We start from the raw sequence: 26,341 nt of genomic DNA on the forward strand, positions 1-26,341 counted from the left end.
ATGCTGTGAGAGTTGTGACGTCACGTTATCGAGTGAGTCCGAGACGTGTCCGATCGGTACCCCGAATTCACTCGAACGGCAGGGTTTGGGAACGGCTCGATGTCACCCTTCACCCGTTCGGGTCGTACGTTGGCCGGGTGAGTCGGCACAGGCAGCACGGGCAGCACGGGCAGCACGGGCAGCACGGGCGCGGCGCGGCGACGGGGACGGCCCCGCGCCGCCGGGCGCTGACCGGGGCCGTCGCCGCGGGCGCGCTGGTGGCCGCGGCCGGTGTGGGCCTCGGCCTCTGGACGGCCTCGGGCGACGGCGGCGGGTCCGCGGGCCCGGCGGCGTCCTCCGCGGAGAGCCCGGCTCCGAGCCGCTCCTACCCGCTGTCGACGGCGCCGCGCACCATACCCGCCGTACGCGACCACACCGCGGAGCGCGGTCCCGGCTGGCGCCCCGCGAAGGACCACCGGGTGGTCGTGGACGACCCCGCGCTGGCCGACGAGGGCCGCCTGACGGCCGGCGAGCTGGGACTGACGTACGCGGGGGAGAAGGACGACCGGCGGGCCGGCGATCTGCGGCTGGAGCTGAACCGGGACGCGGGCGCGAACCCCGAGTCGTACACGATGACCGTGCGGGACGGGCGGGTGACCGTGACCGCCCCCGGCGAGGCGGGCGTGTTCTACGGCACCCGCACCCTCAAGCAGGAGGTCGAGGGGGCCGGCGCCGCCCCCGAGGGCGTGGTGCGCGACGAGCCCGCCAAGCAGCGGCGCGGGCTGATGCTGGACATCGCGCGCAAGCACTACACGGCCGGCTGGATCGAGGACCGGATCCGCGAGCTCGGCGATCTGAAGTTCAACGAGATCGGCCTGCACTTCTCCGACGACCAGGGCTTCCGCATCGAGTCCGACTCGCACCCGGAGATCGTGTCCGAGCAGCATCTGACCAAGGCGCAGGTGAAGAGGATCGTCGACCTCGCGGAGAGCCGGCACATCACCGTCGTCCCCGAGATCGACTCGCCCGGACACCTGGGCGCGGTCATCGCCGCCCACCCGGACCTGCAACTGCGCGACGCGAACGGCGAGGCGGTGCGCGGCGCGATCGACATCTCCGAGCCCGGGGCCGCCGAGATCGTCGACGACCTGCTGGACGAGTACGCCGGACTCTTCCCCGGCGGGCAGTGGCACCTGGGCGGCGACGAGTACCAGGCGCTGGTGGTGTCCGACCCCGAGGCGTCGTTCCCGGGCCTCGCCGCCGCCGCGCGGGAGAGGTACGGCTCCGGCGCGACCGTGGAGGACCTGACCGCCGGCTGGCTGAACGACCGGGCCGCCGCGGTCCGCGCCCACGACCGCGCGCCCCGCGCCTGGAACGACGGCTTCTTCCGGGGCGGCTCGGTGCGGGCCGCGAAGGACATCCGGGTCGCCTACTGGACCGGCAAGGAGATCGGCGCCCGGCAGCCCGAGGAGTACCTGAGCGAGGGCCGCGAGGTCATCAACCACAACGACGAGTTCCTCTACTACGTGCTCGGGGAGCCCCTGACCTTCGTCTACCCGACGGGCGAGCGGATCTACGAGCAGTGGACGCCGCTGGTGCTGCGCGGCACCACCGCCGTCCCGGAGCGGTACGACGACCAGATCCTCGGCGGGGCCCTCGCCGTCTGGGGCGACATCCCCCGGGCCCAGACCCAGGACCAGGTCGCGGCCGGGATCCGGCTGCCGCTGCGGGCGACCGTCCAGAAACTCTGGGACCCGGACGAACCGGAGCTGTCCTGGGCGCAGTTCCGGAACCTGGCGGACGAGCTGGACTGACCGGCCCCGGCCCCCGGGCCGGGCCGCGGAACGGATTGCCGCATACGGCTGCGGACCCCCCTGCGACTGTGGTGGTGTTCTGAACAGGCCGAAGGAACCGACACAGCGGGGGAACACCGGCACATGGGCTACTGGGGGTACTTCGTCGTGGGCCGCGGGGAGCGGCCGCTCGCCGAACTGGACACGCTGGCCGGTGCGGCCGGGGAGATGACCCGGCACACCTCGGCGCCCGACGACTGGCAGGTGTGGGAGTACCCGGGCGGCCGGGGCGACGTCGGGAACATGAACGACCTGGCCCGGGAGACCGGAGCGCCCGCGCTGTTCGGGTACGTCATGGACAGCGACTGCGTGGTGGTGGAGGCGGCGTCCCCGGAGAGCGGGGCGTGGACGACCTGTCTGGCGCGGGCGAACACGGCCGCCCGCCTGGAGGGGCAGCAGGAGGGGCTCACGCTCGAGGACTACTTCCTGGACCCCGCCGACGCCGCCGAGCGGGCCGTCTTCTGGGCCGAGGAGGCGGGGCGCACCGCCTCCGTCGAGGACCTGACCGAGGTGCTGACCGCCGCTCCCGACCCGGTGGCCGAAAACCTCTTCTTCCGCCTGCTCGACCGGCTCGGCGTCGTGCCCCTGTGACACTCCCGGCCCATCGCACGCAGTAAGGGGAAATGCGGGCTCCGTGAGGAACGGGGCGCGTGAGGGCCCCGTCGGGGGCCCGCGAACACCCCTTGGGGAGGCGTGGATGAGCCTGGTGGACATGATCGCGCGGGCCGACGAGACCGGGCTGGCCGTGAGCGGCTTGGCTTGTCTGGATCGGTGCGTGCCGCTGCTGGGCGGTGACGACGAAGCGCTGCGGCCCCTGTGGGCGAGCCTCTCGGGGGCCGCGCCCGCCGGGGACTGGGTGCGGCGGCTGGAGCAGGCCCGCGGCGCCCTGGACGCGACGGCCGACGGCGCGGACGAGGCGGTGGCGCTCGCACGCCGGATGCTGGCCGGCGCCCCCGCCGGGCGGTCCGCCGCCGGGTTGCGGGAGTGGGCCGACGACTGCTCCGTCGCCGCGCTGCGGATCCACCGGATGCTGGACGGCGCCGCCGACGACTCCGGCCTCGCCGACGCCCGCCGCGACGGCCGCTCCGACGGTCTGTCACCGCTGCTCGCCGCCGAACTGCGCCGCCAGCTCACGGTCCTGGAACTCCTCGCCGCCCACGGCCCGGCGGGCCTGCGCAAAGCCCTCGAGGTCTCGACGGAGGGGCGCCGGGTCCTGCGCGCCGCGGTGTCCCGCCGCAGCCGCAGGGACTCCTAGGCCCACGGCTCCGGCACGGTCCGAACGGCGGTCGCGGTCCGAACGATGGTGACGAAACGCTTCACCGGAGCGCTTACCAGGGTGTGACGACTGCGACGACTGTGACCACACAGCAGGAGACCAGGCCCTCGGCCGCGACCAAGCCGGTCCGCTGGGCGGCGGACGCGGTGGCGGCGATGCGCGAAGGGGCACGGCTGCGCCTCGACTACTCGGCGCGCAGTCTGTGGAGCGTCGACCGGGTGATCGAGGACATACGCCGGGAGGCGGCCCCGCTCGCCGCGGTGGAACTGGTGCTGCGCGGATTCGGCGCCTACGCCGGCGAGGTGATCGCCCGCCGGACCGGCGGCGAATGGTGGTCCTCCGGCGGTGACCACTGGGTCCGCACCCCCGACGGCCGCCTCTGGGACCCCATCGACGAGGCCCGCCGCTGCTACACGGGCGACGGCTCCCTCCGCCTGCTGTGCCGTGACGCGTCGGACGGCGCACGGACCTGACGCGTGCGACGGCCGGGGTCCCGCACGGTGCGCGGGCCCCCGGCCGTCGTCGTACCGGGTACGGGTCACGGCGCCAGGGTCTGGCCCAGCCGCACGTCCGCCGGCAGGCCGAGGGTGCCCTTGCCGAAGATGTACGAGTCGCCGTAGCCGAGGCCCGAGCTGTTGCTCGGCACGTACAGCAGCGCGCCGTCCGAGGTGTCCTCGCCCTCGGCGCCGACCGTGAGGTCCGCGCGGCCGTAGCCGGACAGGTCCGTCAGCGACACCGCGGAACCGAACCGGTCACCGGACTCCGTGGCGCCGGGGACCTCGGAGGTGTCCTGGGAGAAGCCGATCGCGCCGGTGCCGGTGAGGCCGGAGGAGCCGCCGCGGAACAGGATCGCCTGGCCGGTGTCCTTGCGGTTGGCGCCGCTGCGGGTGAAGTCCTCGCCGGGCGCGCCGGCCAGGACGTCCGCGTATCCGTCGCGGTTGAAGTCGCCGGCCGAGACCGAGGTGCCCAGCGCGTCGCCGGACTCGTTGCCGCCGGGGACGCCGGAGGTGTCCTGGTGGAGGGTCCTCATGCCGGTGGTGGTGAACCCGGACGAGGTGCCCGGGACCATGGTGATCCGCCCGCCCGGCGTCGTACCGCCGGACTCGTCGGCCACCGGCTGGCCGATGACGATGTCGTCGTAGCCGTTGCCGTTGAAGTCGCCCGCGGCGACGGAGCGCCCGCCCTTGACGGAGAGGACGCCCGCCTCGGCCAGGCCGGACGCGGAGCCCGCGAAGCGGACGACACGGCTGACGCCGCCGGTGTCGCGGTAGTTGAGGGCGATGTCCGCGTAACCGTCCCGGTTGAAGTCGCCGCTCGCGGCGTCCAGGTAGGAGACGGAACCGGTGGAACCGGTGAGCGTGCCGTACGTGGTGGCGCCGTCGGTGTGCCGGGCGTTCCAGTTGCCGCCCCGCCCGGTGCCGGCCGCGAACACGTCCGCCTTGCCGTCACCGTCGAAGTCGCCGACGGCGACCGTGGTGCCGAGCTTCGCGCCGGTCTGCGTGACGCCCGAGGCGTAGTGGGAGAAGCCGGTGTCCAGTTCCGGGCCGTACATCACCACGACGCCGCCGCGGTCGGCGTGGCCGCTGGTGTCGTCCTCCCCGGGGACGCCGATCGCGAGGTCGGCGTAACCGTCGCCGTTGACGTCGCCCCAGGCGGTGGAGGTGCCGAAGCCGTCGCCCGACTCGTTGCCGCCGGGGACGCCGGGGCTGTCCTGGGTGAGTGTCTTCTTCGCGCCGGTGACCGGGCCGTTCAGTCCGCCGGGGATGACGGTCGCGCTGCCGCCGCCGGAGGCCTTCGGGGTGCCGGCCACCAGGTCGGAGAGGCCGTCCCGGTTGTGGTCCGAGGTGGCCAGGGCGTGCGAGACGCCCGGGGTCTTGGCGAGCGCGGCGATGAGGGACAGCTTCGGGTACAGGTTCGCACCGGGGCAGGCCGTGTGGTTGGTGTCCCGGTGGCCGAAGACCCTCGGCAGGGTGACCGACTCACCCTTGTCGATCTTGTTGCCGGTGACGCCGGCCTCCGTACCGGAGGTCAGCGTGACCTTGCCGGTCGGGTCGATGCCGTACATGCCGAACTTCCAGGCGACGACCCGCGCGATCGAGTCCAGCGCCGCCCGGCTCGGGCGGGCGCTCTCGAAGTTGCCCAGATAGGAGATGCCGAGCGTGTCGGTGTTGAAGCCGACGTCGTGCGCGCCGACCACCGGCAGGTCCATGCCGCCGCTGCGGCCCTCGAAGATCTGCCCGCAGCGGTCGACGACGAAGTTGTAGCCGATGTCGTAGTAGCCGCGCGCGAAGTGCTCCTGCTGGATGGAGCGCATCCGGGCCCGCGAGTCAGCGCAGGACACGCTGTTGTCGCTGTCGACGCCGGTGTGGTGGATGACGGCGGCCTTGATCTCGGTGCCGTAGCTCGGCGTGCCGTCGTAGTCCGTGGACGCGCCCCACTCGGCCTGCGTGATGACCGGCGGCTTCACGACCGTCGAGGGGCGGGGCTCGGGGACGGTGGGCGTCGGATCGGGGGACGCGGTGCCCGTGGCCGTCCCCGACGGGGTGCCGGCCGGTTCCGCGGACGCCGTGTCCGCGGGCGTGGAGGTCTCCGTGACGGGTGCCTCCGACGGCGTTCCGGTGCTCTGCGCCTCCGTCGGCTCCGGGGCCGCCGGCGTCGTGGTCTCCGCGAGGAACGCCGCGGGCTCCATGCTCGCGACCGTCGGCGCGCCCTCGGGGTCCGTGCCCGGGTCGAGGAGCTTGACGTCCATGCCGGCCGGCTGGCCGCCCACCTGGGTGCCGTCGGCGTTCACCACGCGTACCTCGACGCCGTCGGAGTCGTCGGTCCACACCGACGCCGTACCGCCGCGGGCCGCCGCCCGCTCGCCCTCCGCTCCGTCGGCCTGGCTCGGCTCGTCCTCCAGCGCCTGCCAGCCGGACCACTTGCCGGTCTCCAGGTCCCGGGTGCGCACCTGGGGCGTGCCCTTGACGTCCGCCTCCGGGTTGTCCCAGGTCACCAGCACCGCGCTGAAGCGATCCGTGGTCTGCCGGTCGAGGCCCCGGCGGCCGGAACCCCGGTTCTCCAGCTTCAGCGTGTGAATGCTCGGGTCACGGGCCTCCACGCCGGGATCCCCCGGAGCGGACGGCTGATCGGCCACCGCGTACGTGACGAGACCCGTACCGCTGAGCACGACGGCTCCGGCGGTCAGCCAGGCCCGCCGTCTCAGGCTGAGCGGCTTGTACGCACGGGTTCTGCGAGAACTCAACTACCCCACCCCTAGAGAAGACACATGAACATCACCTGTCCCACAGGTAACACTCATTCAGCGTCGGGCGCGGGCCGAACGTCACATGTGACGTCACCGAACCCGCGGATCCCGCGACATGCCTCGCGGACGTACGGGAGGGCGAAAGGTTGTATGCGTCCCGTGAGGTGATCGTGTGGTGAGCGCCACATCCCTGACGGGTGATGATCACGACCCGTCGCGCGGGGGGTCGCCGCGGACCTTCCGCCCGGCCACCGGCACCAGGCCGACATGGGGACCTCCGTCGTGGGGAAGCGTGACGGGTGCCGGTCCGTCCGGGTCCGCCGCCCGCCGCCCGCCGCCCGCCGACGGCCGGCGGCGGACCCGGACCGTACCGGCCGGGACGGCGTCTGTCCGGACGGCCCCGCCGTCCCCCTGGCGCCGGGACACGGGAGGCCGGCCCCCGCCCGCGTGTGCCGCATGGGGCGTGTGACGAGCTGTGACACTTTCGTGGCGCCGGACGCTGATGACCGTGGGGGTGCGGGCGCCGTCGGGCGTGCTCACGCCAAGCGATAGCGGTGCGCTACGCACTCGGTACGGACGAGGACGGTTCTTGGGCCACGGAGGGGAATCCCGCCGCGCACAGGCGTACGACGGGGAACTGGGCGCGGCCGTCGCGCGGGCCCAGAAGGGGGACGAGGCCGCCTTCGCCGTGGCCTACCGGCTCGTACAGCCCGGCCTGCTCGTCTATGTGCGCAGGCTCGTCGGGGACGACGCCGAGGACGTGATGTCGGACGCCTGGCTGGAGATAGCCCGCGATCTGGGGAGGTTCAAGGGCGACGGGGCCGGGTTCCGGGGCTGGACGGCGACCATCGCCCGGCACCGGGCGCTGGACCATCTGCGCCGGCAGCGGGTACGGCCCCGTCCGTCGGCCCTGGAACAGGACGTCCTGGACCTCCCCGGGCCGCAGAGCACCTACGACCAGGCCATGGAGGCCATGTCCACCGAGCACGCCCTCGCACTGGTCGGCGGGCTGCCGCGCGACCAGGCCGAGGCCGTGCTGCTGCGGGTGGTCGTCGGCCTCGACGGCCCCGCCGCCGCCCGCGTCCTCGGCAAGCGGCCGGGCGCGGTACGGACGGCCGCCTACCGGGGGCTGAAGCGCCTGGCGAAGCAGCTCGGTGTCGAGAGTGTGACGGATGAGGCGTCGCGGACGCTGGGTGAGTCGACATGAACGCCGGCCGGGACGGCGGACACGGCGGGCGGCGCGACGGCGCCCGGCCCGGGCCGCCCGCACCCGGCGGCCCACGACGGCCCCCGAAGGCCGCCGGATGAACAGGCCGGACACGCGGAACGTATCCGTCGGTCCGGGCGGTACCGCCCACGCGGCCGCCCGGCCCGCACGGGCACGGCGGGCCGGCCGGGCGGGCCGGGCCGCGGGCATCAAGTGGAACGAGCAGGAACGAGAACGGACATGGGTGAACGGCAGAACGACGGCGGGCCGGCCGGCCGTCGGCGTGTGCACCCTGAGACGGACGCGCCCCCCGGGCACGGCGGTCCGGGTTCCGTCACGGGCGGGCGCCGGGTCGTCGACGCCGCCGATCTGGAGGCACTGCTCGCCGCCGCGCTGATCCGCCGCGGCGTGGACGCGGGGGCCGAACAGCGGGCCGTCACCGCGTTCCTGGCCGCCCGGGAGGCGGGGGCGCACGGCGCGCGCACCCGACGCCGGGACGACTGGCGGACCCGTCGGAGCCGGCTCGGCCGCCACTCGCTGAAGGCCACGCTCTCCCTCGTGGTCGCCGGTCTCACCCTGAGCGGGGTCGCGGTCGCCGGCATCGGCGCGACGGGATCGTCCACGGACGGCCCGACGGAGGACGGCAGGAGCAGCCACGCCCCGTCCACCGGCCCGTCCACCGGCCCGTCCACCGGCCCGTCCACCGGCCCGTCCACCGGCCCGTCCACCGGCCCGTCCACCGGCCCGTCCACCGGCCCGTCCACCGGCGGTCCGGCGGGCCCCGACACCGGATCCGACCGCCCGGACCACCCGGGGACGGCCCGGGACACCGAGGCCCACTGCCGCGCCTACGAGCAGGTGCGGGGGCGGGGCGAGGCGCTGGACTCGACGGCCTGGAAGCGGCTGACGGAGGCTGCGGGCGGCGCGGAGAACGTCGCCGCCCACTGCGCCGGGCAGCCGGCGGGGACCGGGACGCCGCCCGTCGACACCGGGGCGCCGGGGAAGAGGGACGACGATTCGGCCGACCGGTCCGGAAACGGCTCCTCGGGCAACGCGGGCGACGACGTCACGCGTGACGCGGGCAACGGCTCCGGCAACGGTGCGGGCGCCACGGGCGACGGTGCGGGCGGCAGCGGGAGCAACGGCACGGGGAAGCCCGAGACCCCGGGCGCCAACCGCCCGTAACCCGTCCATGTGACCCCTGTGACCAGGGAAAACGAAGAATCCGCAGGTCTCGGCGCGCTCCGCTTCGCTGCCGCCGAGGCGACGGCCGGAGCCGCCACCCCCCACAGGAGAGGCCCCGGCCGCCGCGCGGCCCGGGCCGCGCGGCGGCCCGTACTTCCTACAGCGCCAGGGGCGCGCTTTCTGTCACACCCTCATGTGTCACGGGTTAGTTGCATCTTGGGCGGACATGGACGGGGAGAGGATTCAGGCCGTAACGTGCCATTCGCGCCAGGTCGCGGCGGACACATGACCACGAACCGCCCGCGGCCTCGACACCGCAACCATCAATCGAGTGACCACGACGGCGAGAACCCGGTCCGCGAGAGCGGCGCCGGTCGAGAGCGCAGAAGGGCGCACGCGTGTGCTGGGGGACGACGCGGAGCTGACCGCCGCGGTGCGTGCGGCACAGGACGGGGACGAAAGCGCGTTCCGGACTGTGTACCGCGCGGTGCACCCGCGGCTGCTGGGATACGTACGGACGCTGGTCGGCGAGTCCGACGCCGAGGACGTGACGTCCGAGGCGTGGCTGCAGATCGCCCGTGACCTGGAGCGCTTCACCGGAGACGCGGACCGGTTCCGCGGCTGGGCCGCCCGCATCGCCCGCAACCGCGCGCTGGACCACATCCGCATGCGCGGACGCCGCCCCGCGATCGGGGGCGACGAGACCCAGCTCACCGGGCGGGCCGCCGAGTCCGACACGGCCGGCGAGGCCATCGAGGCGCTGGCCACCGACGGCGCGTTCTCCCTCATATCCAGACTGCCGCAGGACCAGGCGGAGGCCGTCGTCCTGCGCGTGGTCGTGGGCCTCGACGCCAAGTCCGCCGCCGAGACCCTGGGCAAACGACCGGGCGCGGTACGGACGGCCGCGCACCGGGGGCTGAAGCGCCTGGCCGAGCTGATCGGCGGCGATCCGGAAACCCAACCGGAATCCGCCGGGGTGCTCGACGCCCTTCCTCCCCAGAGAGAACCACGCCGTCGTACGGTGACGTCCGCGAGTGTGACGCAGATGCGAACGCGGACGCAGAAGGACATGTGATGGCCGACGAGCAGCACAGGTGGCTGGACCGCGGGACTGCGGAGCGCTTACTGAGCGGAGAGCCCCCGGAAACCACCGATCCCGTCGCCCGTGACCAGGCTCGACGGCTCGCTGGAACGCTGCGCGCGCTCTCCGCGCAACCCCCGTCGGACGGCGGGGAGCTCCCCGGCGAGGCGGCCGCCCTGGCCGCCTTCCGCATGTCGCGCGAGAAGCGGGAGGAGCGGGCCGAGGCGGCTCACGGTGCGGACCGACCGGACCGAACGCGACCCTCCGACATCGGAACGATCCGTATGCGTGCCCCGCGCGGTGATCGTTCCGGAACCGCGGACGGACCCCGGCGAGGGCGTTCCCTGCATCTCGGGCTGGCCGCCGCGCTGGTCGTCGGCGTGGCCGGGGGCGCCGTGGCGCTGACCGGAACCGGAGTCCTGTCCCCGCCCGACGGCTCCCGGTCCGACCCGGCCGCCTCCGTCACGGCCACCGGCGCGGGTCCCGGACGCCCCCTGGTGTCCCCTTCGCCGAAGGGCGCCGCACCGGGCGGAGCCGTGCCCGAGGACCGGCACTCCGGGAGTGCCCCCGGTACGGCCGAGGGCGGCGGGGACGCCGGCGGGTCCCGTGCACCGGGGGAGCCCGACGCGGACACCGGTGACGGCGCGCCCCGTTCCGGACACGGCGGGAAGCAGCTCGCCGCGGCCTGTCGCGCGTGGCGCGACGGCAGGGCGCTGAACGGCGAACGCGAGCACCTCCTCGAGGACGCGGCGGGCGGCCCCTCCCGGGTCGGCCCGTACTGCGAGGACGTGCTGTCCACGCCGGACACCTCCGGTGCGTCCGGTACGACCGGCGGCGACGGGGAAGCCCACGAGAGCAACGGGAACGGGCACGGCAACGGGAAGGCCAACGGCCAAGGGCAGGGCCAGGGTCAAGGGCAGGGCCAAGGGCAGGGCAACGGCGGCAACGGCGCCAAGAAGGGCGACGACGGGAACAACGGGAACGGCGGGAACAACGGGAACGGCGGGAACAACGGGAACGGCGGGAACAACGGGAACGGCGAGGACGGTGGGAACAACGGCAAGGGCCGCAAGAAGAACCCATGACGCCGCCGCCCCTGACCTGCACTTTTGTTGATCGCTGAAATTTTCTCCCGGCAGGTGTGACACTTCCGGCCCTCGTGGCGCAGTAAAGAGTGAGCCGACTGGTCATCGGCTGTCGCACGGAGCCGGGGTTCCCCCCGTACCCACGGCTCGTGCACCTCGGCGCGGGCGGGACACGTTCCCCCGGTTCCGCCCGCGCCCCTTCTCACCAGTGCACGACGACCTTGTCGCCCTTCCGCACCTGCCCGTACAGCAGGGCGATGGCCTCCTCGTCCCGTACGTTGACGCAACCGTGCGAGGAACCGGCGTATCCCCGCGCGGCGAAGTCGGCCGAGAAGTGCACGGCCTGGCCGCCGCTGAAGAACATGGCGTACGGCATGGGGGAGTCGTAGAGCGTGGACACGTGGTGCCGGGACTTCCAGTAGACGTGGAAGACACCCTCGCGGGTCGGCGTGTACTCGGAACCGAAGCGCACCGGCGTCGTCGACACCGTCCGCCCGTCGATCATCCAGCGCAGGGTGCGGCTCGACTTGCTGATGCACAGCGCGCGGCCGGTCGTGCAGCGCGGGTCGGGCGCGTCGGCCGGCTGGCCGCCCATCAGGTACAGCTCCCACCTGCCCGGTTCGCGCGTCATGGCGAGCAGCCGCTGCCAGGTGACGGAGTCGGTCACCCCCGTCCTCGGCAGTCCGCGCCTGCCCTGGAAGCCCCGGACCGCCTTCGCCGTCAGGTCGTCGTAGGTCCCCGTGGGCCCGTGGAAGATCCAGGCGACCTGCCGCAGCCGGGCCTGGAGTTCGCGTATGTCGCGCCCGGAGTCACCGGGGGACCACAGCACGCGCGGCGCCGGGGCGCCGGGACGGGCGGACTTCCCGCCACCGTCCGGAGCCCGTGACTCCGGCTCCGGCGCCGACGTGGAGGGCGTCCGGCCCGGCACCTCGATGCGCACCGGCGGCCCGCCCTCCCCGGCGGGCCGCACCGTACAGCCGGCCGCACACGCCGTCAGGGCGGCCAGCGCCGCGAGACCCGCGATTCCTTTCCTCCCCATGCCCCTCCTCCGCACAGCAGCCCCCCGGGCGTCCCACCGGCCGCGCCCGGCCGTCACCTGAGATGTTCCCCGGACGTGACCACCGACGAACAAGGGGGCATGGTGGTGAGTGACCGGAAGACGAGCGCCGGGGTGGGGCTGTGAGCGGGGTCCCACCGGGGCTGTGAGGAAGGTCCCAGGGTGTGCCCCTCCACCGGGCCGCACGCGCACCGCTACAGTCCGTCGAAGGGTCGGCCTGTACTGACGGGGCAACTGACGGGTACCGGGCGGGCAAGTCGAGCAACGCCGCTCAGCGGGAGGCATCACACCATGGCGCGCGAGTCGGGCAGTGCCCGGTCCACCGAGAGTGGACTGCCCATCGAACCGGTCTACGGGCCACAGGCCCTCCAGGGCTGGGACCCGGCCGAGAAGCTGGGCGAGCCGGGAGCGTACCCCTTCACGCGGGGCGTGTACCCGACGATGTACACCGGCCGGCCCTGGACGATGCGCCAGTACGCCGGCTTCGGCACGGCGACGGAGTCCAACGCCCGCTACCAGCAGCTGATCGCCAACGGCACGATGGGCCTGTCGGTCGCCTTCGACCTGCCCACCCAGATGGGCCACGACTCCGACGCCCCCATCGCGCACGGCGAGGTCGGCAAGGTCGGCGTCGCCATCGACTCCATCGACGACATGCGGGTGCTGTTCGACGGCATCCCGCTGGACAAGGTCTCCACGTCGATGACGATCAACGCCCCCGCCGCCCCGCTGCTCCTGCTCTACCAACTGGTCGCCGAGGAGCAGGGCGTCCCGGCCGACAAGCTCACCGGCACGATCCAGAACGACGTGCTCAAGGAGTACATCGCGCGGGGCACGTACATCTTCCCGCCCAAGCCCTCGCTCCGCCTGATCGCCGACATCTTCAAGTACTGCAAGGCCGAGATCCCCAAGTGGAACACGATCTCGATCTCCGGCTACCACATGGCCGAGGCGGGCGCCTCGCCCGCGCAGGAGATCGCGTTCACCCTCGCGGACGGCATCGAGTACGTGCGCACGGCGGTCGCGGCCGGCATGGACGTCGACGACTTCGCCCCGCGCCTGTCGTTCTTCTTCGTGGCCCGCACCACGATCCTGGAGGAGGTCGCCAAGTTCCGCGCGGCCCGCAGGATCTGGGCGCGGGTGATGAAGGAGGAGTTCGGCGCGAAGAACCCCAAGTCGCTGATGCTGCGCTTCCACACCCAGACGGCCGGGGTGCAGCTGACGGCCCAGCAGCCCGAGGTGAACCTGGTCCGCGTCGCCGTCCAGGGCCTGGGCGCGGTGCTCGGCGGCACCCAGTCGCTGCACACCAACTCCTTCGACGAGGCGATCGCGCTGCCGACCGACAAGTCCGCCCGCCTCGCCCTGCGCACCCAGCAGGTCCTCGCCTACGAGACGGACGTGACGGCGACGGTCGACCCGTTCGCCGGCTCCTACGTCATCGAGAAGATGACCGACGACGTCGAGGCGGCGGCGCTGGAGCTGATGGGCAAGGTCGAGGACCTCGGCGGCGCGGTCAACGCCATCGAGCACGGCTTCCAGAAGAACGAGATCGAGCGCTCCGCCTACCGCATCGCCCAGGAGACCGACTCCGGTGAGCGCGTCGTGGTCGGCGTCAACCGCTTCCAGCTCGACGAGGAGGAGCCCTACGAGCCGCTCCGCGTCGACCCCGCCATCGAGGCCCAGCAGGCCGAGCGCCTGGCCAAGCTCCGCGCGGAGCGCGACCAGCGGGCGGTCGACTCGGCCCTGGCCGCCCTGAAGAAGGCCGCCGAGGGCGAGGACAACGTCCTCCATCCCATGAAGGACGCCCTCAAGGCCCGCGCGACGGTGGGCGAGGTCTGCAACGCGCTGCGGGAGGTCTGGGGGACGTACGTGCCCTCGGATGCCTTCTGACCTGGTCGGTTACCTGATCGTGGATCGCAAGCACGACGAGGTCCTGCTCCACACCGATCCGGCCGACGGCAGATATCCCGACCCCCAGCGCTTCGAGCGGGGTCAGGACGTGACCGTGCCGGAGTCGGTCGGCGTGCGCGCCGAGATCTCGGTGGACGCCCTTCTCGACGGCTGAAACACCGGAGCGGAGTGTCGCACCCCCGTGCGACACTCCCTCCATGTTCGGCGTCATCGACCTCCCCACCTACCTGGCGGGACTGATCCTCATCATCCTGCTGCCCGGTCCCAACTCCCTCTACGTCCTCTCCGTCGCCGCCCGTCGCGGTGTGCGCGCCGGATACACGGCCGCCGCCGGTGTCTGGTGCGGGGACACCGTGCTGATGACGCTCTCGGCCGCCGGGGTCGCCTCACTGCTCCAGGCCAACGCCGTGCTGTTCGGGATCGTGAAGTACGCGGGCGCCGGATACCTGACCTGGCTGGCCGTCGGGATGCTGCGCGCCGCGTGGGGGATGTGGCGGACGCGGCGGGACAAGGACGCGGCCGAGGCCCCCGCCGCGGTCGCGCCCGGTGAGCGCCCGTTCCGCCGGGCCCTGGTCGTCAGCCTGCTCAACCCCAAGGCGATCCTGTTCTTCATCGCCTTCTTCGTGCAGTTCGTCGACCCGGCCTACGCCTACCCGGCGCTCTCCTTCGTCGTCCTCGGTGCCTTCGCCCAGATCGCCAGCGTGCTCTACCTCAGCGCGCTGATCTTCGGCGGCACCCGGCTCGCCGCCGCCTTCCGCCGCCGCAGGCGCCTGTCGGCCGGCGCCACCTCGGCGGCCGGCGCCCTGTTCCTGGGCTTCGCGGCGAAGCTGTCGCTGGCGAGCGCGTAGGGGTCGGCGCCCGCCGAACCGGGCCAGGTACTCGGGGAGTCCGGCCGGCGTGTCCCCGGCCCGGCCCGCGTAACCGTCCGGGCGGACGAGGAACCGAGGCCCCGGGCGCCGGCCGGGGAGTGCACGTGCGCCGCGTCGCCGGGCGAGGCCCGTCGCCCCGGACGCTCCGCGACCGGAGCTCAGCGCCGCCCGGACAGCGCCGCCCGCAGTCTCGGAGTCAGCGGCTTCTCGACACCGTGGTGCAGCAGCCAGGCGAGGAGCAGCATCGAGGCGACCGTGAGCGCGAAGGTCTCCGCCGAGGCCAGGCCCAGGCCGCGGTGCAGCCCGTGGATCACCACCCAGCCCAGGTGCTCGTGCACCAGGTAGAACGGGTACGTCAGCGCCCCCGCCACCGTCAGCCAGCGCCAGTTCACCCGCTTCAGCCACCCCAGCGCGATCGCGGCGACCGCGACGAAGCCGAGCGTCACCACCAGGACGATCCCGAACGACGTCCGGTTCGAGAAGGCGTCCGCGCTCGGCGCGTGCCACAGTTCACGGACCGCGTGGTGCTGCCCGATCAGCCAGCTCACGCCGACGATGCCCCACGCGCAGGCGTCCCGCCGGTCGCGGTGGACCAGGTACAGGCCGATGCCGCCGACGAAGAACGGCGCGTACTCGGGCATCAGGATCAGGTCGAGCAGCGGTTCGTCGGCGCCTTGGGCGATCGCCGCCGCCAGGGTCCACAGCGCGCAGAACAGGATCACGCGCCGACGGCTCGCGCCGGGCAGTACCACGAGCAGCGCGAACAGCGCGTAGAAGCGGATCTCCGCCCACAGCGTCCAGCACACCCCCAGCACCCGGTCCACTCCCAGCGGCTGCTGGAGCATCGTCAGGTTGACCAGTGCGTCGCTGGGCGAGACCGCGTCGTAGGCGACCACCGGCAGTGCGAACACCGCCGTCACGAGGACGACCGCCGCCCAGTACGCCGGCAGCAGACGGGAGGCACGGGAGGCGAAGAAGGACGTCAGCGACCGCCCCCAGCCGCTCATGCAGATGACGAATCCGCTGATCACGAAGAAGATCTGCACACCCAGGCAGCCGTAGGCGAAGAAGGCGTGCAGCGTGGGGAACTGAACCTTGGGCGAACTTCCCCAGGCTTCGGTGACCGCGCCCCCGCGGCCGCCGTAGTGGTACGCCGCGACCATGAGGGCGGCGACCAGACGCAGTCCGTCCAGGGCGCGCAGCCGCGACTCGCGGCGAGGCGTCCCCGGCTCCGTCCCCCGGGGCATGTCGGGTGTCGGGCGGGTGATCGTGCTGGTCAAGGAAATCCCCTGCGCTCATGGTCCTGGCCGTGCATACGCCAGCACGCTAGACCGATCCACAGGCGACGTCCGGCTGTCGGGCCAACGATTCCCCGTCCGGCCGCGACGAGTTCACCTCGGCGTCGTTTTGGCTTCCTAAATTCTCTCGACACCCCACCTGGAAAACATCACGACCGATGCCGGCCCACGGACGGCGGCCGGTTCCGCACAAGGAGTGCCATGACGACGGTCCACAACAGACGGGCACGTGCACGAGGAGGGGAGCTGGACGACTGTCTGCGTGCCTGCGCGGTACACAGCGGCAAGCTCGTCGGCAGCGTCGACCGCCGCCGCATCCAACTCGCCGAACAGCTGCGGAAGCTGCTCGTCGTGTGCGCCACCGGCGCCACGCCGGAGCCGGCGCCCGCGCCGAGCGGCGCGACCGCCCTGCTCAAGCGGGCCGTGAAGGGCACGACAACGCCTTCTCCCGGCCTGTCCAACGAGCTGCTGGACGCCCTGCTCGCAGTCGCCAACAAGGCCCTCGAATGCGGCTACGACGACGAACTGAACCTCGCGGTCCTCATCAGCGACACCGTGCTGGCCCAGCGCAAGAGCTCCCGGGCCGGCTGGCGGCTGCGCGCCCGCCTGCTGGAGGCCCTCGGCGACGAGACCGAGGCCGTGACCGCCTACGAGCGGTACCTGGGCCTCACCGACGACGACGGCTTCGGCGTACGCGCGAAGGTCGCCGGACTGCGCGCCGCGGCGGAGAAGGAGCAGGAACTGCTCGCCCTGCTGCGTCGCCAGTGCCCGCGAGCCGAGGAGTTCGCCCGCGGACCCGCCACCGACGTGTGGGCCGAGGGCCTGGCCGCGCACGCCGTGGGGGACTGGGCCGAGGCCGAGCCGCGCATGGTGGGAGCGCTCCTCGCGCTGGCCGCCGAGCCGTCCCCGGTCGCCGACCGGCAGAAACTGCTCAGCCAGTACCTGGACCTGCGCACCGGCCGGGGCGGCGACATCCCGGCCCTCACCGAGGTCCTCGCCCTCTACGCCGAGCAGCGCCGCACCCGGATGCGCGGCCCCGTCGCCGACCCGACCATCGGCGGCGTGCGGTGGCTCAGCCTCGGCGAGTTCCGCAACGAGATCGCCGGCAAGTCCATCTGCCTGATAGCCAACTCCGGCCGGGTCGGCAGTAGTTCGATGGGCGCCGAGATCGACGGCTACGACCTGGTGGTGCGCTTCAACTCGTACCGCATCGACCCGAAGCACACCGGCAGCCGCACCGACATCCACGCCACCATCCACAAGCACGGCTTCAACTGGGACCAGCAGGTCACCACCCGGCTCGTCTTCGGCGGCATCTCGGGCGACTGGAAGTACTCGCTGCGCAACCGCCTCGTACCCGGTGCCCAGCGGTTCCTCGGCGACGAGTCACTGCGCTGGCCCGTGCGCAACATCGGCCGCCTGGGCAACGACGCATGGTCGGGCATCCCGACCACCGGCTTCAACATGCTGTTCCTGCTGGACTTCCTGGACGTCAGCCCCACGCTCGACCTGATCGGATTCGACTTCTACGAGAGCGGCGCCTACCGCGTGCCGGAGGCCATGAAGATGCCGATCACGTCCGTGCACGAATACACCAGCGAGAAGGAATGGGTCATGCAGCGGGCCCAGCGAGTGACCGACATGAGGATATCCCTGCGATGACCACGACCTTCCCGGCCGACACCACCTCCGCCCAGGCCCCGGCCCCCTCGTCGGCCGCGCTCACCGGCAAGCGGCGCGTCGCCTTCGCCTCCTACGTCGACGAGAACTACCTGCCCGGCTTCCTCGCCCTGCTGCGCAGCCTCGCCCTGTCCAACCCCGGGGTGTGCGAGGACTTCGTCGTCCTCCACGACGACCTGCGCCCCGGCTCCATCGCGAAGATCCGCGCCCTGCACCCGCGCATCGTGCTGCGCCGCGTGAACGCCGAGCACTACGACTCGTACAAGAAGGGCGACCAGGACAACTACCTGGTCCGCAAGGCGTACTTCATCCTCGATGTCTTCCGGATCCGTGACTACGACACGGTCATCACCCTCGACACCGACATGGTCGTCCTGGGCGACCTGGGCGAACTCCTGCGGCTGCGCGAGGGGCTGGCGGCCGTCCCGCAGTTCTTCTACGGGCAGCACAAGCTCAACTCCGGCCTGCTGGTGATCCAGCGCGAGTACCTCACCGACGCCTTCTGCGCGAAGCTCGACGCGACCGGGCGCAGCGGGGACTACGAACTCGACAAGCACGACCAGGGCATCCTCAACGCCGTCCTGGACGGCGACTTCGTCCGGCTCGACGCCCGCTACAACTTCGTCAAGCGGCGCCTGTCCGGCGATCTGCCGGTGCCTGACGACACGGCGATCCTGCACTTCACCGGGCGGCACAAGCCCTGGCAGGGCGGCGAGGCCGGCTACTCCCAGGCGGAGGAGTGCTGGCGCGGGTTCGACCTGTCCGACGCCGACTTCCACGCCGCGTACCTGGCGTCCTCCGGAGGTCTCCACCACGACCTGCTGGTGCACTTCGGCACCCCGCACGTCATGCGCACCGGAGACGTCGAGTGCGCCCGCAAGGTCGCCGCCGCGCACATCGCGGCCGGCGACTACCAGGACGCCGTCGACGTCCTGAGCAGCGTCCACATCCCGCTCGACGCCGCCTGGCCGCACGAGGTGCTCGGCCACGCCCTGATGAGCGTCTCCCGCTACGAGGAGGCCAAGGCCCATCTGCTGCTGGCCACCTCCGCCCCCAACCGGGCCGCCACCGCCTACGCCCGGCTCGCCCAGATGGCCTGGGTGCACGGCGACAACACCGAGGCGCTGCGGTACGCCACCGCCGGCATCTCCGTCGACCCGACCCACCGGTCGAGCAGGCTGTGGGCGCAGCGCGCCGGCACCGTGCCCGCCCAGGAGCAGGGCAGCCCCGGGGAGCAGCTGGCGCACGTCGCCTTCTACATGGACCGGCAGGGCAACGCGGGCGACAAACTGCTGCCGGAGACGGTGCGTCTGGCGTTCGGCGAGGACACCACCTCCCGGCGCTGGCACTCCGTCCACGCCCACCGCCTGTTCGACGAGGCGGCCCTGGAGCGGGTCAACGCCCGGCGCGGACTGGTCATCGGCGGCGGCGGACTGTTCATCCCGGACACGATGCCCAACGGCAACAGCGCCTGGCAGTGGAACGTGGCCGACGAGCAGCTGAACGGCATCGACGTGCCGATCATGGTGTACGCGGTGGGGTTCAACGCCTTCGACGGGCAGTCGTACCGGGCCGGGCGGTTCCGCGAGAGCCTCCGGCTGCTGGTGGAGAAGTCCGCGTTCTTCGGACTGCGCAACCACGGCTCCATCGCGAAGGTGCGGGCGATGCTCCCGGACCACCTGCACGACCGGGTCCGCTTCCAGCCCTGCCCCACCACGGTCAGCCGTCAGCTCGTCCCCGGCTGGACGGACCCGGCGCACCGCGAGGACACCGTCTTGCTGAACGCCGCCTACGACCGGGCGGGCCTGCGCTTCGGACACGACTACGGCCACTTCCTCGCGGAGATCGCGAAGGCCGTGCGGGGCATCGGCGCGCACACCGAGGTCCGCTGCGCCGCGCACTCGCTGGACGACGAGCGGATCGCCTTCGACCTGCGCCGTGAGCACGGCATCTCGCTGCCGGTGATCCCGATGTACGACTTCGACAACGACGCCATCCGGGACCTGTACGCGAAGACCCGCCTGGTCATCGGCATGCGCGGGCACGCCGGGATGATCCCGTTCGGCGTGGGCACGCCGATCATCAGCCTGATCTCGCACCCCAAGATGGCGTACTTCCTGGCCGACATCGAGCGCCCCGAGTGGGGCATCTCCGTGCACGAGCGGAACCTGGGCGCGATGCTCACCGAGCGGGCCGTAGGCATCCTGGACGCCCACGCGGCGACGGTCGCCGACGTCCACGAGCGCCAGCGGACGCTGTGGAAGGTCACCGAGGCGAACGCGGCCGACCTGCGGAGGATCCTCGGAGCCTGACACGCGGTGAGCCCCCGCGGCCGGTGGACCGCGGGGGCTCACGCACGCGGGTTCAGCGCCCCACGGCCTTCTTCACCAGCCGGGTCAGGCGGGAACCGCCCTGCTCCCGGTCCTGTTCGTACGCCTTGCGCAACTGTTCGAAGTGGTCGGCGCGGGTCCGGCTCAGGTACTCGTCCGAGGCCAGCGGCTTGGCGATCGACCAGGCCCGGCGGTGCTCGCCGGCGTAGTGGGCGGTGTAGGCCTTGGCGAACTCCAGGACCGACCTGAAGGGGATCCCGCCGGTGTGGTCGCGGTCGATCCGCTCCTGGACGGCGGAGATCAGCGCCAGCTTCTCGTCGACGGAGTAGGAGTCCTCCGCGACGGCCTTCAGCACGTGTTCGGGGATCGGCCGGACCACCTCGAAGGCGAGCGTGGAGCGGATCGGCGGCCCGGCGATCTCTATGTACGGCAGCAACGCGCCGGTGCTGTGGTGCAGCCACGGCAGCCGCGGTCCGGCGAAGTCCTGGTGCAGCACCACCGAGCCCGGTCGCAGCCGGGTCAGGAACCGTTCGGCCACGCACCGGAACACCCGTGCCGTCTTGGCGATGTCGACGTGCAGGAACTCGATCGCGCTGGTGTCCTCGGGATCGGAGGTCTGCCAGAGGTCCCCGGCGTGGATCTCCAGGAACGGCAGGAACGGATCCAGCCGCTCGCGGAAGTCGTCCAGGAAGGAGTTCTCGCCCTGCGGCTTCGCTCCGTCGGTGAAGAACTTCTCCGTGGCGAACGTGCCCTTGCCCACGCGGAAGAAGTCGTACGCGTGCAGTCGGCCCGTGCGCTCGTCGAACACCGGGCTCTCCCGCAGACCGAGCGCGAGGGCGTACGTGGAACCGCCCCCGCCGGAGCCCAGTTCGACCAGCCGGTCCTTACCCGTGAGGTGATGACGTCCCAACAGGTAGAGGAACTGCAACTCCCAGGTGCTCACCTGGGAGTAGGGAACCGTGTCCGGCAGTCGGACGTCGCCGAGGAGAGGATAAAGCCGACCGAGCTTCGTCATGGATGCCTCACGGGTTGGACAGCGCTGGAGGAGGGCGGCGATGCGCTACGGAACGCACGACCGTTGATACACCAGCGAATCCGAGGAATACATTGCCCTCGACCGAATGTCCGACAGGTTTCATCCACCGTTCACCGGTGGGGGCGGGGCCGCGCGTCGGCGTGCCACTGCCCGCCGCAGGCTGCGCGCCTTGCGCGCTACCCGTCGTACGGTGGCGTTGCGCGGCAGGAAGCCCAGCTGGGCCGGAACCCCGCCCGGCAGCCCCAGGGACGTCAGCCGCTTCTTCGTGAAGTACGTCCGGACGCCGTCGTCCAGCCGCGTCGACAGATACCGCTCGGTCTCGGCCCGCAGCTGAGGGAGGATCCTCGGCTGCATCGCGAACCCGACGGCCCGCACGAGGCCGGCGAGCGCCTCGGTGTCCATGCTCCCGCGCCGCTCGGCGACGGCCGCGCGGTCGTCCGGCGCGGGCAGCAACGCGTGGACGATCGTGACGGGGACGCGGTTGCTGTTCTCGTACGGCGTCAGCCGCTTCAGCAGCGTGTCCGTGCCGACCCGGGCGACCGGCAGACCGTACAGCTCGGATGCGGTGAGCAGCGCCGTGGAGAAGCAGCCGACGACCAGCGCCGGACGCATCCGCTGGTAGAGCACCTCGGCGAGCACCGGGGTGTCCAGCACCGTGAGATCGGCACCGAGCCGCTCGGCCTCCCGCTCCAAGGTGCGGGTGAAACGGGCCGGGGCCGTGGGGTGTGGCTTGAACAGCACCCGGGTGTGGCCCAGTTCCACCGCGCTCTTCAGCATCCGCACGTGCAGGTCCTCCTCCTCCTCGACGGAGAGGATGCGCAGCGCGGACAGGTACTGGCCCAGCAACAGCGCGGGCTCCTCCACGTCCGGCAGCGCGGCGCCGGTGTCGACCAGCTCGGCGAGCACCTTGGTGAACGCCGGGGTCGGCACCACCTCCGGCGCGACACCGAACTCGGTGAGCAGCAGCGGCCGGAGCCCCGGCACCAGGTCCAGGTGGAGCAGGCGCTCCACCCGCGTGCCGACCAGCGGATCGATCTTGTTGCGGGTGGGGCCGTAGCTCATCAGGCCGTCCGCGTAGACGGTGACGGGCGCGTCGGTGAAGATCTGCGCCACCCCGAGCGCCGGGTTGACCTGGATCGACTCCACGGCGAGCGACACGTCGTCGTCACCGATGCCCCAGGCCAGCCGCAGGTACCGCTCCCACATGGGCACGTCGTCCAGACGTGGTTCCCAGCCGCCGGGGTGGAAGGGGAAGACGGCCTCGTTCCACGACACCACGTCGTCGAACCGCGACCGCAGCCGCTCGAACCCGGGCATCTCGTCGACGGAGGGCGTCGTCTCCGGCGTCACCGCGTTGTTGGAGACCAGCAGGATCCGCCGGTCGGCGGGTGCGAAGCAGCCCGAGTCGAGAGCGGCGGCGAGCGTGGCGGTGCCGTACAGGGTCGACACCATGAAGATCTGTGTGCTCACGCCGCCACCTCCGCGTCCGGCGCCGGACGACGGCGCAGCCGGCGCAGCCGTCCGGCGCGCTCCGCGTCCATCGAGTCGAGCGCGTCGTCGAGTACGTCCTGCGGCATGCGCCGCAGAGCGGCGGTGCTCATCACCTTCAGCTTCCTGGCCACGGGAGGCTCGAACCGGTCGACGGCGCCCAGGTGGTGGGCGATGATCGCGCAGTACGTGCGCACGGCCTTCGGCAGCAGTGCCGCCGCATCCGCGTCCCCCGCGGTCTCCTCGATCACCTGATCGAACGCGCGGATGAAGTCGAGTTGCCGGACGTCGCCGATCTGCGTCAGTGACGAGGCGACCCCGCGCCGGTAGAAGACCCCCAGCAGGCTGGTCACCGCGAAGGACTCCGCGTCCCGGTGCAACCTCCAGATCCAGGGCCGGTCCTCCGCCGTGCGCAGCCCGTCGGTGAAGTGCAGCAGGCCGCGCTCGACCAGGCGACGGTGGTAGATGCCCGCCCAGGCGTAGGCGTAGTCGACGGAGGTGGTCCGGTGGGCGGGCAGGATCGCGTCGCGCGGCCGCAGCACCACGTTGCGCCGGCCGTGCGGGACGCGGTGCACGGTGCGGGCCCGCGCCGTGCACTGCACGTGGTCGGTGCGGACGAAGTCGCAGCCGAGCGCCTCGATCGCGGCGACCAGTCGGGCGTAGTGGCCGGGCGCCAGCCAGTCGTCGCCGTCCATGAAGGTCAGGTACTCGCCACGGGCCCGGTCGATGCCGGTGTTGCGGGCGGTCGCCAGACCGCCGTTCTGTTCGTGTCTGACCAGTACCGCCCCCGGCAGCTCGTGTTCCGCACGCGCGAGAAGGTCCGCGGTTCCGTCGGTCGAACAGTCGTCGACGAGGATGAATTCGAAGTCGTCGCGCGCATTGGCGCGCAGACTCCGCAGGGCATCGAGGGCGTATTGCCGCACGTTGTAGAACGGCACAATCACGGAAAGCTTCGGCACCTTCGAAACGCTAGGAGACCGCCGGACAGGGAAACTTTCCGGTTGCCGTACACGGGGTGAACTCGGCGTGTCGGAACGGTGCATCGCTTGTACTTCCGGGGGATCGCCGGGCCGGTTCGGCTTTCGGTGGCATGTTGTTAACTTCTCGTTGATTCGCGGTTGGGCCACGCCTAGAAATGGCTTCCTAGCGTCTTCGGCGTGCCAGCAAGTGCAATGAAGCCCCTCAGGGTCGCGGTCCTCGCGGATTCCGACACCCGGTGGAAATGGGGCGCGCTCACCGCGAACCGCGTCGCGCCGTCGGAGCCCGGAGACCCGGGAGCCGCGGCCGGCCGGGACGTCCGCCTGGACGGATACCTCCTGCGGGGCCGCGCCACCCCCACCGCCCGCCAGCTCGGCGAGGTCGGCGTCCGGGCGGACTCGCTCCGCGAGGTCACCGCCGTCGAGTTCCTGCGCGCGATGCGCGAGGAGTCGTACGACCTCCTCGTGCTCGCCCTGGTCGGCGGCGGTGTGCAGGCGATGCTGCACGGACTCAAGCGGGTCTGGGAGGACCGGCCGCGCCGGCCCGTCGTCGTCACCGGATACGTCGGCGTCGTCTACGAGAAGCTCGCCGACGGACTCCTGCTGCGCCACGGCGCCGACCTGGTGCTCGCCAACTCCCGCCAGGACGCGGACCGTTTCCGCGCCGTGTACGAAGGGGTGGGCGCCGACGCCTCCTCGGTGACCGAGGTCGCGCTGCCGTTCCTCGGCGGGGCCCCGTACGAGGGCGAACACGACCCCTACACCGTGGTGTTCGCCGCCCAGCCGTCCGTCCCGGACAGCCGCAGGGACCGCGCGTACCTGCTGGACCGGCTGGTGCGGCACGCCCGCCGGCACCCCGGGCGCGAGGTGCTGCTGAAGCTGCGCTCCAAGCCCGGCGAACACACCACCCACATCGAGGAACTGCCCTACCAGAAGCTCGTCCAGCGGCTGGACCCGCCGGCCAACTTCCGCCTGGTCTACGGGAACATGGGCGAGGTACTCGACCGGACCGACCTGCTGGTCACCGTCAGCTCCACGGCCGCCCTGGAGTCGCTGCACCGCCGCATCCCGACCGTGGTCCTCACCGACCTCGGCGTCCGGGAGGCGCTCGGCAACCACCACTTCGTCGGCTCGGGCTGCCTCGCCTCCTGGGACCAGCTCGACGACGGGCACCGGCCGGCGCCCGACGCGGAGTGGGTGGCCCGGCAGGGCGTGGCCGCGGAGGGCTCGTACGGGACGGCCTTCGACGCGGCCCGCGGACGCATCGCCGAGCTGCTCGGCCGCCCCGGCGGACTCCCGCCGCTGACCCCGTACTACACGCCCGTCACCGCGCCCGGCTACCTGCCCGGCATCCTCGCCCGCCACCACCTCGGCCCGGACGGCGCCCCGCTGCCCGGCGCGCCCGCCGCCGACAGGGAGCCCGGACCGGTCCGGCAGATCGTGCGCCGCGCGGCGCGCGGCGCCTACCGGCACGGCGTGCAGCGCGTGGCCCCGGTGATCCGCCGGATGGGCGAGCTGTGACCGGCCCGACCCCCGACCGAGGAGCTGATCCCATGTCCCACCCGCCGACGGCGCGCCGCGTGCTCGCCGTGATCCCCGCGCGCGGCGGCTCCAAGGGCGTCCCCGCGAAGAACCTCGCCCCCGTCGGCGGCGTCCCCCTGGTGGCGCGCGCCGTGCGCGAGTGCCGGGCCGCGCGGTACGTCACGGACGTCGTCGTCTCCACCGACGACCAGGCCATCGCGGCCGCTGCCCGGCAGGCCGGCGCCGAGGTCGTGCTGCGGCCCGCCGCCATCGCCGGCGACACCGCCACCTCCGAGGCCGCCGTCCTGCACGCCATGGACACCCACGAGGCCCTGCACGGCGCCCCCGTGGACGTGGTCCTGCTCGTCCAGTGCACCAGCCCCTTCCTGCTCCGTGAGGACGTCGGCTCGGTGGCCGCCGCGGTCGTCGACCAGGGCGCGGACACGGCCGTGACCGTCGCCCCGTTCCACGGCTTCGTCTGGCGCGACGCCGACGACGGGGCGACCGGGGGCGGGTACGGCGTCAACCACGACAAGTCCTTCCGCCCCCGCCGCCAGGACCGCCCCCAGGACCTCCTGGAGACCGGCGCCGCCTACGCCATGGACGCCGCCGGATTCCGCGAGCACGGGCACCGCTTCTTCGGCCGCACCGAACTCGTGCGCACCGACCCGGCCCGGGTGCTGGAGATCGACGACCCGCACGACCTCGCCCGGGCCCGTGCTCTCGCCCCGCTCTTCGACGCGGACCGGCCGGGCTCCCTTCCGACCGCCGACGACGTCGACGCGGTCGTCCTCGACTTCGACGGCACCCAGACCGACGACCGGGTGCTGATCGACTCCGACGGACGGGAGTTCGTCTCCGTGCACCGCGGGGACGGACTCGGCATCGCGGCCCTGCGCCGCAGCGGCCTGAAGCTGCTCATCCTGTCCACGGAACAGAACCCGGTCGTCGCCGCCCGCGCACGCAAGCTCGACCTCCCCGTGCTGCACGGCATCGACCGCAAGGACCTCGCCCTCAAGCAGTGGTGCGAGGAACAGGGCATCGCGCCGGAGCGCGTGCTCTACGTCGGCAACGACGTCAACGACCTCCCGTGCTTCGCCCTCGTCGGCTGGCCCGTGGCGGTCGCGAGCGCCCACGACGTCGTACGCGGCGCCGCACGCGCGGTCACCACCCTCCCCGGCGGTGACGGCGCGATCCGGGAGATCGCCGGCTGGATCCTCGGTCCCTCTCTCGATTCCCTCCCCAAGTAAGGAAACCCCCG

General features: G+C 72.5%; 21 protein-coding genes. 15 read left to right on the top strand and 6 right to left on the bottom strand.

Annotated features, from left to right (window positions below; all coding sequences use genetic code 11):
* Positions 1–227 precede the first annotated feature (227 nt).
* The 4 genes from ACZ8ZB_RS21110 to ACZ8ZB_RS21125 all read left to right on the top strand — a co-directional run bounded on the left by ACZ8ZB_RS21110 (position 228) and on the right by ACZ8ZB_RS21125 (position 3,581).
* Positions 228–1,793 (top strand): beta-N-acetylhexosaminidase, encoded by a 1,566-nt coding sequence (locus ACZ8ZB_RS21110; protein WP_470741546.1) that lies wholly within the window; start codon positions 228–230, stop codon positions 1,791–1,793.
* Positions 1,794–1,916: 123 nt separating this feature from the next.
* Entirely contained in the window at positions 1,917–2,423 is a 507-nt protein-coding gene (locus ACZ8ZB_RS21115) for a hypothetical protein (RefSeq protein WP_470739218.1), read from the top strand.
* 106 nt (positions 2,424–2,529) lie between these two features.
* Positions 2,530–3,087, top strand: a complete 558-nt coding sequence (locus tag ACZ8ZB_RS21120; protein ID WP_470739219.1) for a hypothetical protein — start codon at positions 2,530–2,532, stop codon at positions 3,085–3,087.
* A 101-nt stretch (positions 3,088–3,188) separates the two neighbouring features.
* Complete coding sequence (locus ACZ8ZB_RS21125) at positions 3,189–3,581, top strand: hypothetical protein (protein ID WP_470739220.1); 393 nt, start codon at positions 3,189–3,191, stop codon at positions 3,579–3,581.
* A 65-nt stretch (positions 3,582–3,646) separates the two neighbouring features.
* On the opposite strand, the gene ACZ8ZB_RS21130 is transcribed toward ACZ8ZB_RS21125, so the two are convergent.
* Positions 3,647–6,277 (bottom strand): FG-GAP-like repeat-containing protein, encoded by a 2,631-nt coding sequence (locus tag ACZ8ZB_RS21130; protein ID WP_470741547.1) that lies wholly within the window; start codon positions 6,275–6,277, stop codon positions 3,647–3,649.
* A 667-nt stretch (positions 6,278–6,944) separates the two neighbouring features.
* Here ACZ8ZB_RS21130 and ACZ8ZB_RS21135 point away from each other — a divergent pair.
* The 4 genes from ACZ8ZB_RS21135 to ACZ8ZB_RS21150 all read left to right on the top strand — a co-directional run bounded on the left by ACZ8ZB_RS21135 (position 6,945) and on the right by ACZ8ZB_RS21150 (position 10,913).
* Positions 6,945–7,562: an RNA polymerase sigma factor gene (locus ACZ8ZB_RS21135; RefSeq protein WP_470739221.1), complete on the top strand. Its 618-nt coding sequence runs from the start codon at positions 6,945–6,947 to the stop codon at positions 7,560–7,562.
* A 240-nt stretch (positions 7,563–7,802) separates the two neighbouring features.
* A complete protein-coding gene (locus ACZ8ZB_RS21140) occupies positions 7,803–8,747 on the top strand; it encodes a hypothetical protein (RefSeq protein WP_470739222.1) in 945 nt (314 codons plus the stop codon).
* A 400-nt stretch (positions 8,748–9,147) separates the two neighbouring features.
* Complete coding sequence (locus ACZ8ZB_RS21145) at positions 9,148–9,822, top strand: RNA polymerase sigma factor (protein ID WP_470739223.1); 675 nt, start codon at positions 9,148–9,150, stop codon at positions 9,820–9,822.
* Entirely contained in the window at positions 9,822–10,913 is a 1,092-nt protein-coding gene (locus ACZ8ZB_RS21150) for a hypothetical protein (protein ID WP_470739224.1), read from the top strand. The genes ACZ8ZB_RS21145 and ACZ8ZB_RS21150 overlap by 1 nt, the downstream gene beginning before the upstream one ends.
* Positions 10,914–11,115: 202 nt before the next feature.
* On the opposite strand, the gene ACZ8ZB_RS21155 is transcribed toward ACZ8ZB_RS21150, so the two are convergent.
* Positions 11,116–11,952 (bottom strand): L,D-transpeptidase family protein, encoded by an 837-nt coding sequence (locus ACZ8ZB_RS21155; RefSeq protein ID WP_470739225.1) that lies wholly within the window; start codon positions 11,950–11,952, stop codon positions 11,116–11,118.
* A gap of 309 nt (positions 11,953–12,261) precedes the next feature.
* Between ACZ8ZB_RS21155 and ACZ8ZB_RS21160 the strand changes: the two genes are divergently transcribed.
* The 3 genes from ACZ8ZB_RS21160 to leuE are packed head-to-tail and all read left to right on the top strand — an operon-like array spanning position 12,262 to position 14,729.
* Positions 12,262–13,860, top strand: a complete 1,599-nt coding sequence (locus ACZ8ZB_RS21160) for an acyl-CoA mutase large subunit family protein (protein ID WP_470739226.1) — start codon at positions 12,262–12,264, stop codon at positions 13,858–13,860.
* Entirely contained in the window at positions 13,850–14,035 is a 186-nt protein-coding gene (locus tag ACZ8ZB_RS21165) for a hypothetical protein (protein ID WP_470739227.1), read from the top strand. Before ACZ8ZB_RS21160 ends, ACZ8ZB_RS21165 begins: the two co-directional genes overlap by 11 nt.
* Before the next feature lie 43 nt (positions 14,036–14,078).
* Complete coding sequence (gene leuE, locus ACZ8ZB_RS21170; RefSeq protein WP_470739228.1) at positions 14,079–14,729, top strand: leucine efflux protein LeuE; 651 nt, start codon at positions 14,079–14,081, stop codon at positions 14,727–14,729.
* Between the two features lie 179 nt (positions 14,730–14,908).
* Here leuE and ACZ8ZB_RS21175 read toward each other — a convergent pair whose 3' ends face one another.
* Positions 14,909–15,997 carry an acyltransferase family protein gene (locus ACZ8ZB_RS21175; RefSeq protein ID WP_470741548.1) on the bottom strand — a complete coding sequence of 363 codons (1,089 nt, stop codon included), beginning with the start codon at positions 15,995–15,997 and terminating at the stop codon, positions 14,909–14,911.
* Positions 15,998–16,249: 252 nt separating this feature from the next.
* Between ACZ8ZB_RS21175 and ACZ8ZB_RS21180 the strand changes: the two genes are divergently transcribed.
* Both ACZ8ZB_RS21180 and ACZ8ZB_RS21185 read left to right on the top strand, forming a co-directional pair.
* A complete protein-coding gene (locus tag ACZ8ZB_RS21180; RefSeq protein WP_470739229.1) occupies positions 16,250–17,710 on the top strand; it encodes a glycosyltransferase family 29 protein in 1,461 nt (486 codons plus the stop codon).
* Positions 17,707–20,040, top strand: a complete 2,334-nt coding sequence (locus ACZ8ZB_RS21185; RefSeq protein ID WP_470739230.1) for a glycosyltransferase — start codon at positions 17,707–17,709, stop codon at positions 20,038–20,040. The genes ACZ8ZB_RS21180 and ACZ8ZB_RS21185 overlap by 4 nt, the downstream gene beginning before the upstream one ends.
* A gap of 52 nt (positions 20,041–20,092) precedes the next feature.
* Here the strand turns inward: ACZ8ZB_RS21185 and ACZ8ZB_RS21190 are convergent, their stop codons facing one another.
* The 3 genes from ACZ8ZB_RS21190 to ACZ8ZB_RS21200 all read right to left on the bottom strand — a co-directional run bounded on the left by ACZ8ZB_RS21190 (position 20,093) and on the right by ACZ8ZB_RS21200 (position 23,541).
* The gene (locus ACZ8ZB_RS21190) at positions 20,093–21,073 is read right to left on the bottom strand and encodes a hypothetical protein (RefSeq protein ID WP_470739231.1); all 981 of its coding nucleotides are present in this window, start codon (positions 21,071–21,073) and stop codon (positions 20,093–20,095) included.
* 120 nt (positions 21,074–21,193) lie between these two features.
* On the bottom strand, positions 21,194–22,564 hold the full coding sequence (locus ACZ8ZB_RS21195) for an alpha-2,8-polysialyltransferase family protein (protein ID WP_470739232.1): 1,371 nt from the start codon (positions 22,562–22,564) through the stop codon (positions 21,194–21,196).
* The gene (locus ACZ8ZB_RS21200; protein ID WP_470739233.1) at positions 22,561–23,541 is read right to left on the bottom strand and encodes a glycosyltransferase family 2 protein; all 981 of its coding nucleotides are present in this window, start codon (positions 23,539–23,541) and stop codon (positions 22,561–22,563) included. The genes ACZ8ZB_RS21195 and ACZ8ZB_RS21200 overlap by 4 nt, the downstream gene beginning before the upstream one ends.
* 198 nt (positions 23,542–23,739) lie before the next feature.
* On the opposite strand from ACZ8ZB_RS21200, the gene ACZ8ZB_RS21205 reads away from it, so the two are divergent.
* Together ACZ8ZB_RS21205 and ACZ8ZB_RS21210 are read left to right on the top strand one after the other, a co-directional pair.
* On the top strand, positions 23,740–25,080 hold the full coding sequence (locus ACZ8ZB_RS21205) for a DUF6716 putative glycosyltransferase (protein WP_470739234.1): 1,341 nt from the start codon (positions 23,740–23,742) through the stop codon (positions 25,078–25,080).
* Between the two features lie 32 nt (positions 25,081–25,112).
* A complete protein-coding gene (locus ACZ8ZB_RS21210; protein ID WP_470739235.1) occupies positions 25,113–26,330 on the top strand; it encodes a cytidylyltransferase domain-containing protein in 1,218 nt (405 codons plus the stop codon).
* Positions 26,331–26,341: the final 11 nt, after the last annotated feature.

The sequence above is a fragment of the Streptomyces sp. 12E genome, assembly GCF_055633275.1.

What these genes read in the sequence shown, in the direction of transcription:
- ACZ8ZB_RS21115 (WP_470739218.1), top strand. Translation starts at nt 1,917, where the DNA reads ATGGGCTACTGGGGGTACTTCGTCGTGGGCCGCGGGGAGCGGCCGCTC.
- ACZ8ZB_RS21120 (WP_470739219.1), top strand. Translation starts at nt 2,530, where the DNA reads ATGAGCCTGGTGGACATGATCGCGCGGGCCGACGAGACCGGGCTGGCC.
- ACZ8ZB_RS21140 (WP_470739222.1), top strand. Translation starts at nt 7,803, where the DNA reads ATGGGTGAACGGCAGAACGACGGCGGGCCGGCCGGCCGTCGGCGTGTG.
- ACZ8ZB_RS21150 (WP_470739224.1), top strand. Translation starts at nt 9,822, where the DNA reads ATGGCCGACGAGCAGCACAGGTGGCTGGACCGCGGGACTGCGGAGCGC.
- ACZ8ZB_RS21155 (WP_470739225.1), bottom strand. Translation starts at nt 11,952, where the DNA reads ATGGGGAGGAAAGGAATCGCGGGTCTCGCGGCGCTGGCCGCCCTGACG.
- ACZ8ZB_RS21160 (WP_470739226.1), top strand. Translation starts at nt 12,262, where the DNA reads ATGGCGCGCGAGTCGGGCAGTGCCCGGTCCACCGAGAGTGGACTGCCC.
- ACZ8ZB_RS21165 (WP_470739227.1), top strand. Translation starts at nt 13,850, where the DNA reads ATGCCTTCTGACCTGGTCGGTTACCTGATCGTGGATCGCAAGCACGAC.
- leuE (WP_470739228.1), top strand. Translation starts at nt 14,079, where the DNA reads ATGTTCGGCGTCATCGACCTCCCCACCTACCTGGCGGGACTGATCCTC.
- ACZ8ZB_RS21175 (WP_470741548.1), bottom strand. Translation starts at nt 15,997, where the DNA reads ATGCCCCGGGGGACGGAGCCGGGGACGCCTCGCCGCGAGTCGCGGCTG.
- ACZ8ZB_RS21180 (WP_470739229.1), top strand. Translation starts at nt 16,250, where the DNA reads ATGACGACGGTCCACAACAGACGGGCACGTGCACGAGGAGGGGAGCTG.
- ACZ8ZB_RS21185 (WP_470739230.1), top strand. Translation starts at nt 17,707, where the DNA reads ATGACCACGACCTTCCCGGCCGACACCACCTCCGCCCAGGCCCCGGCC.
- ACZ8ZB_RS21190 (WP_470739231.1), bottom strand. Translation starts at nt 21,073, where the DNA reads ATGACGAAGCTCGGTCGGCTTTATCCTCTCCTCGGCGACGTCCGACTG.
- ACZ8ZB_RS21210 (WP_470739235.1), top strand. Translation starts at nt 25,113, where the DNA reads ATGTCCCACCCGCCGACGGCGCGCCGCGTGCTCGCCGTGATCCCCGCG.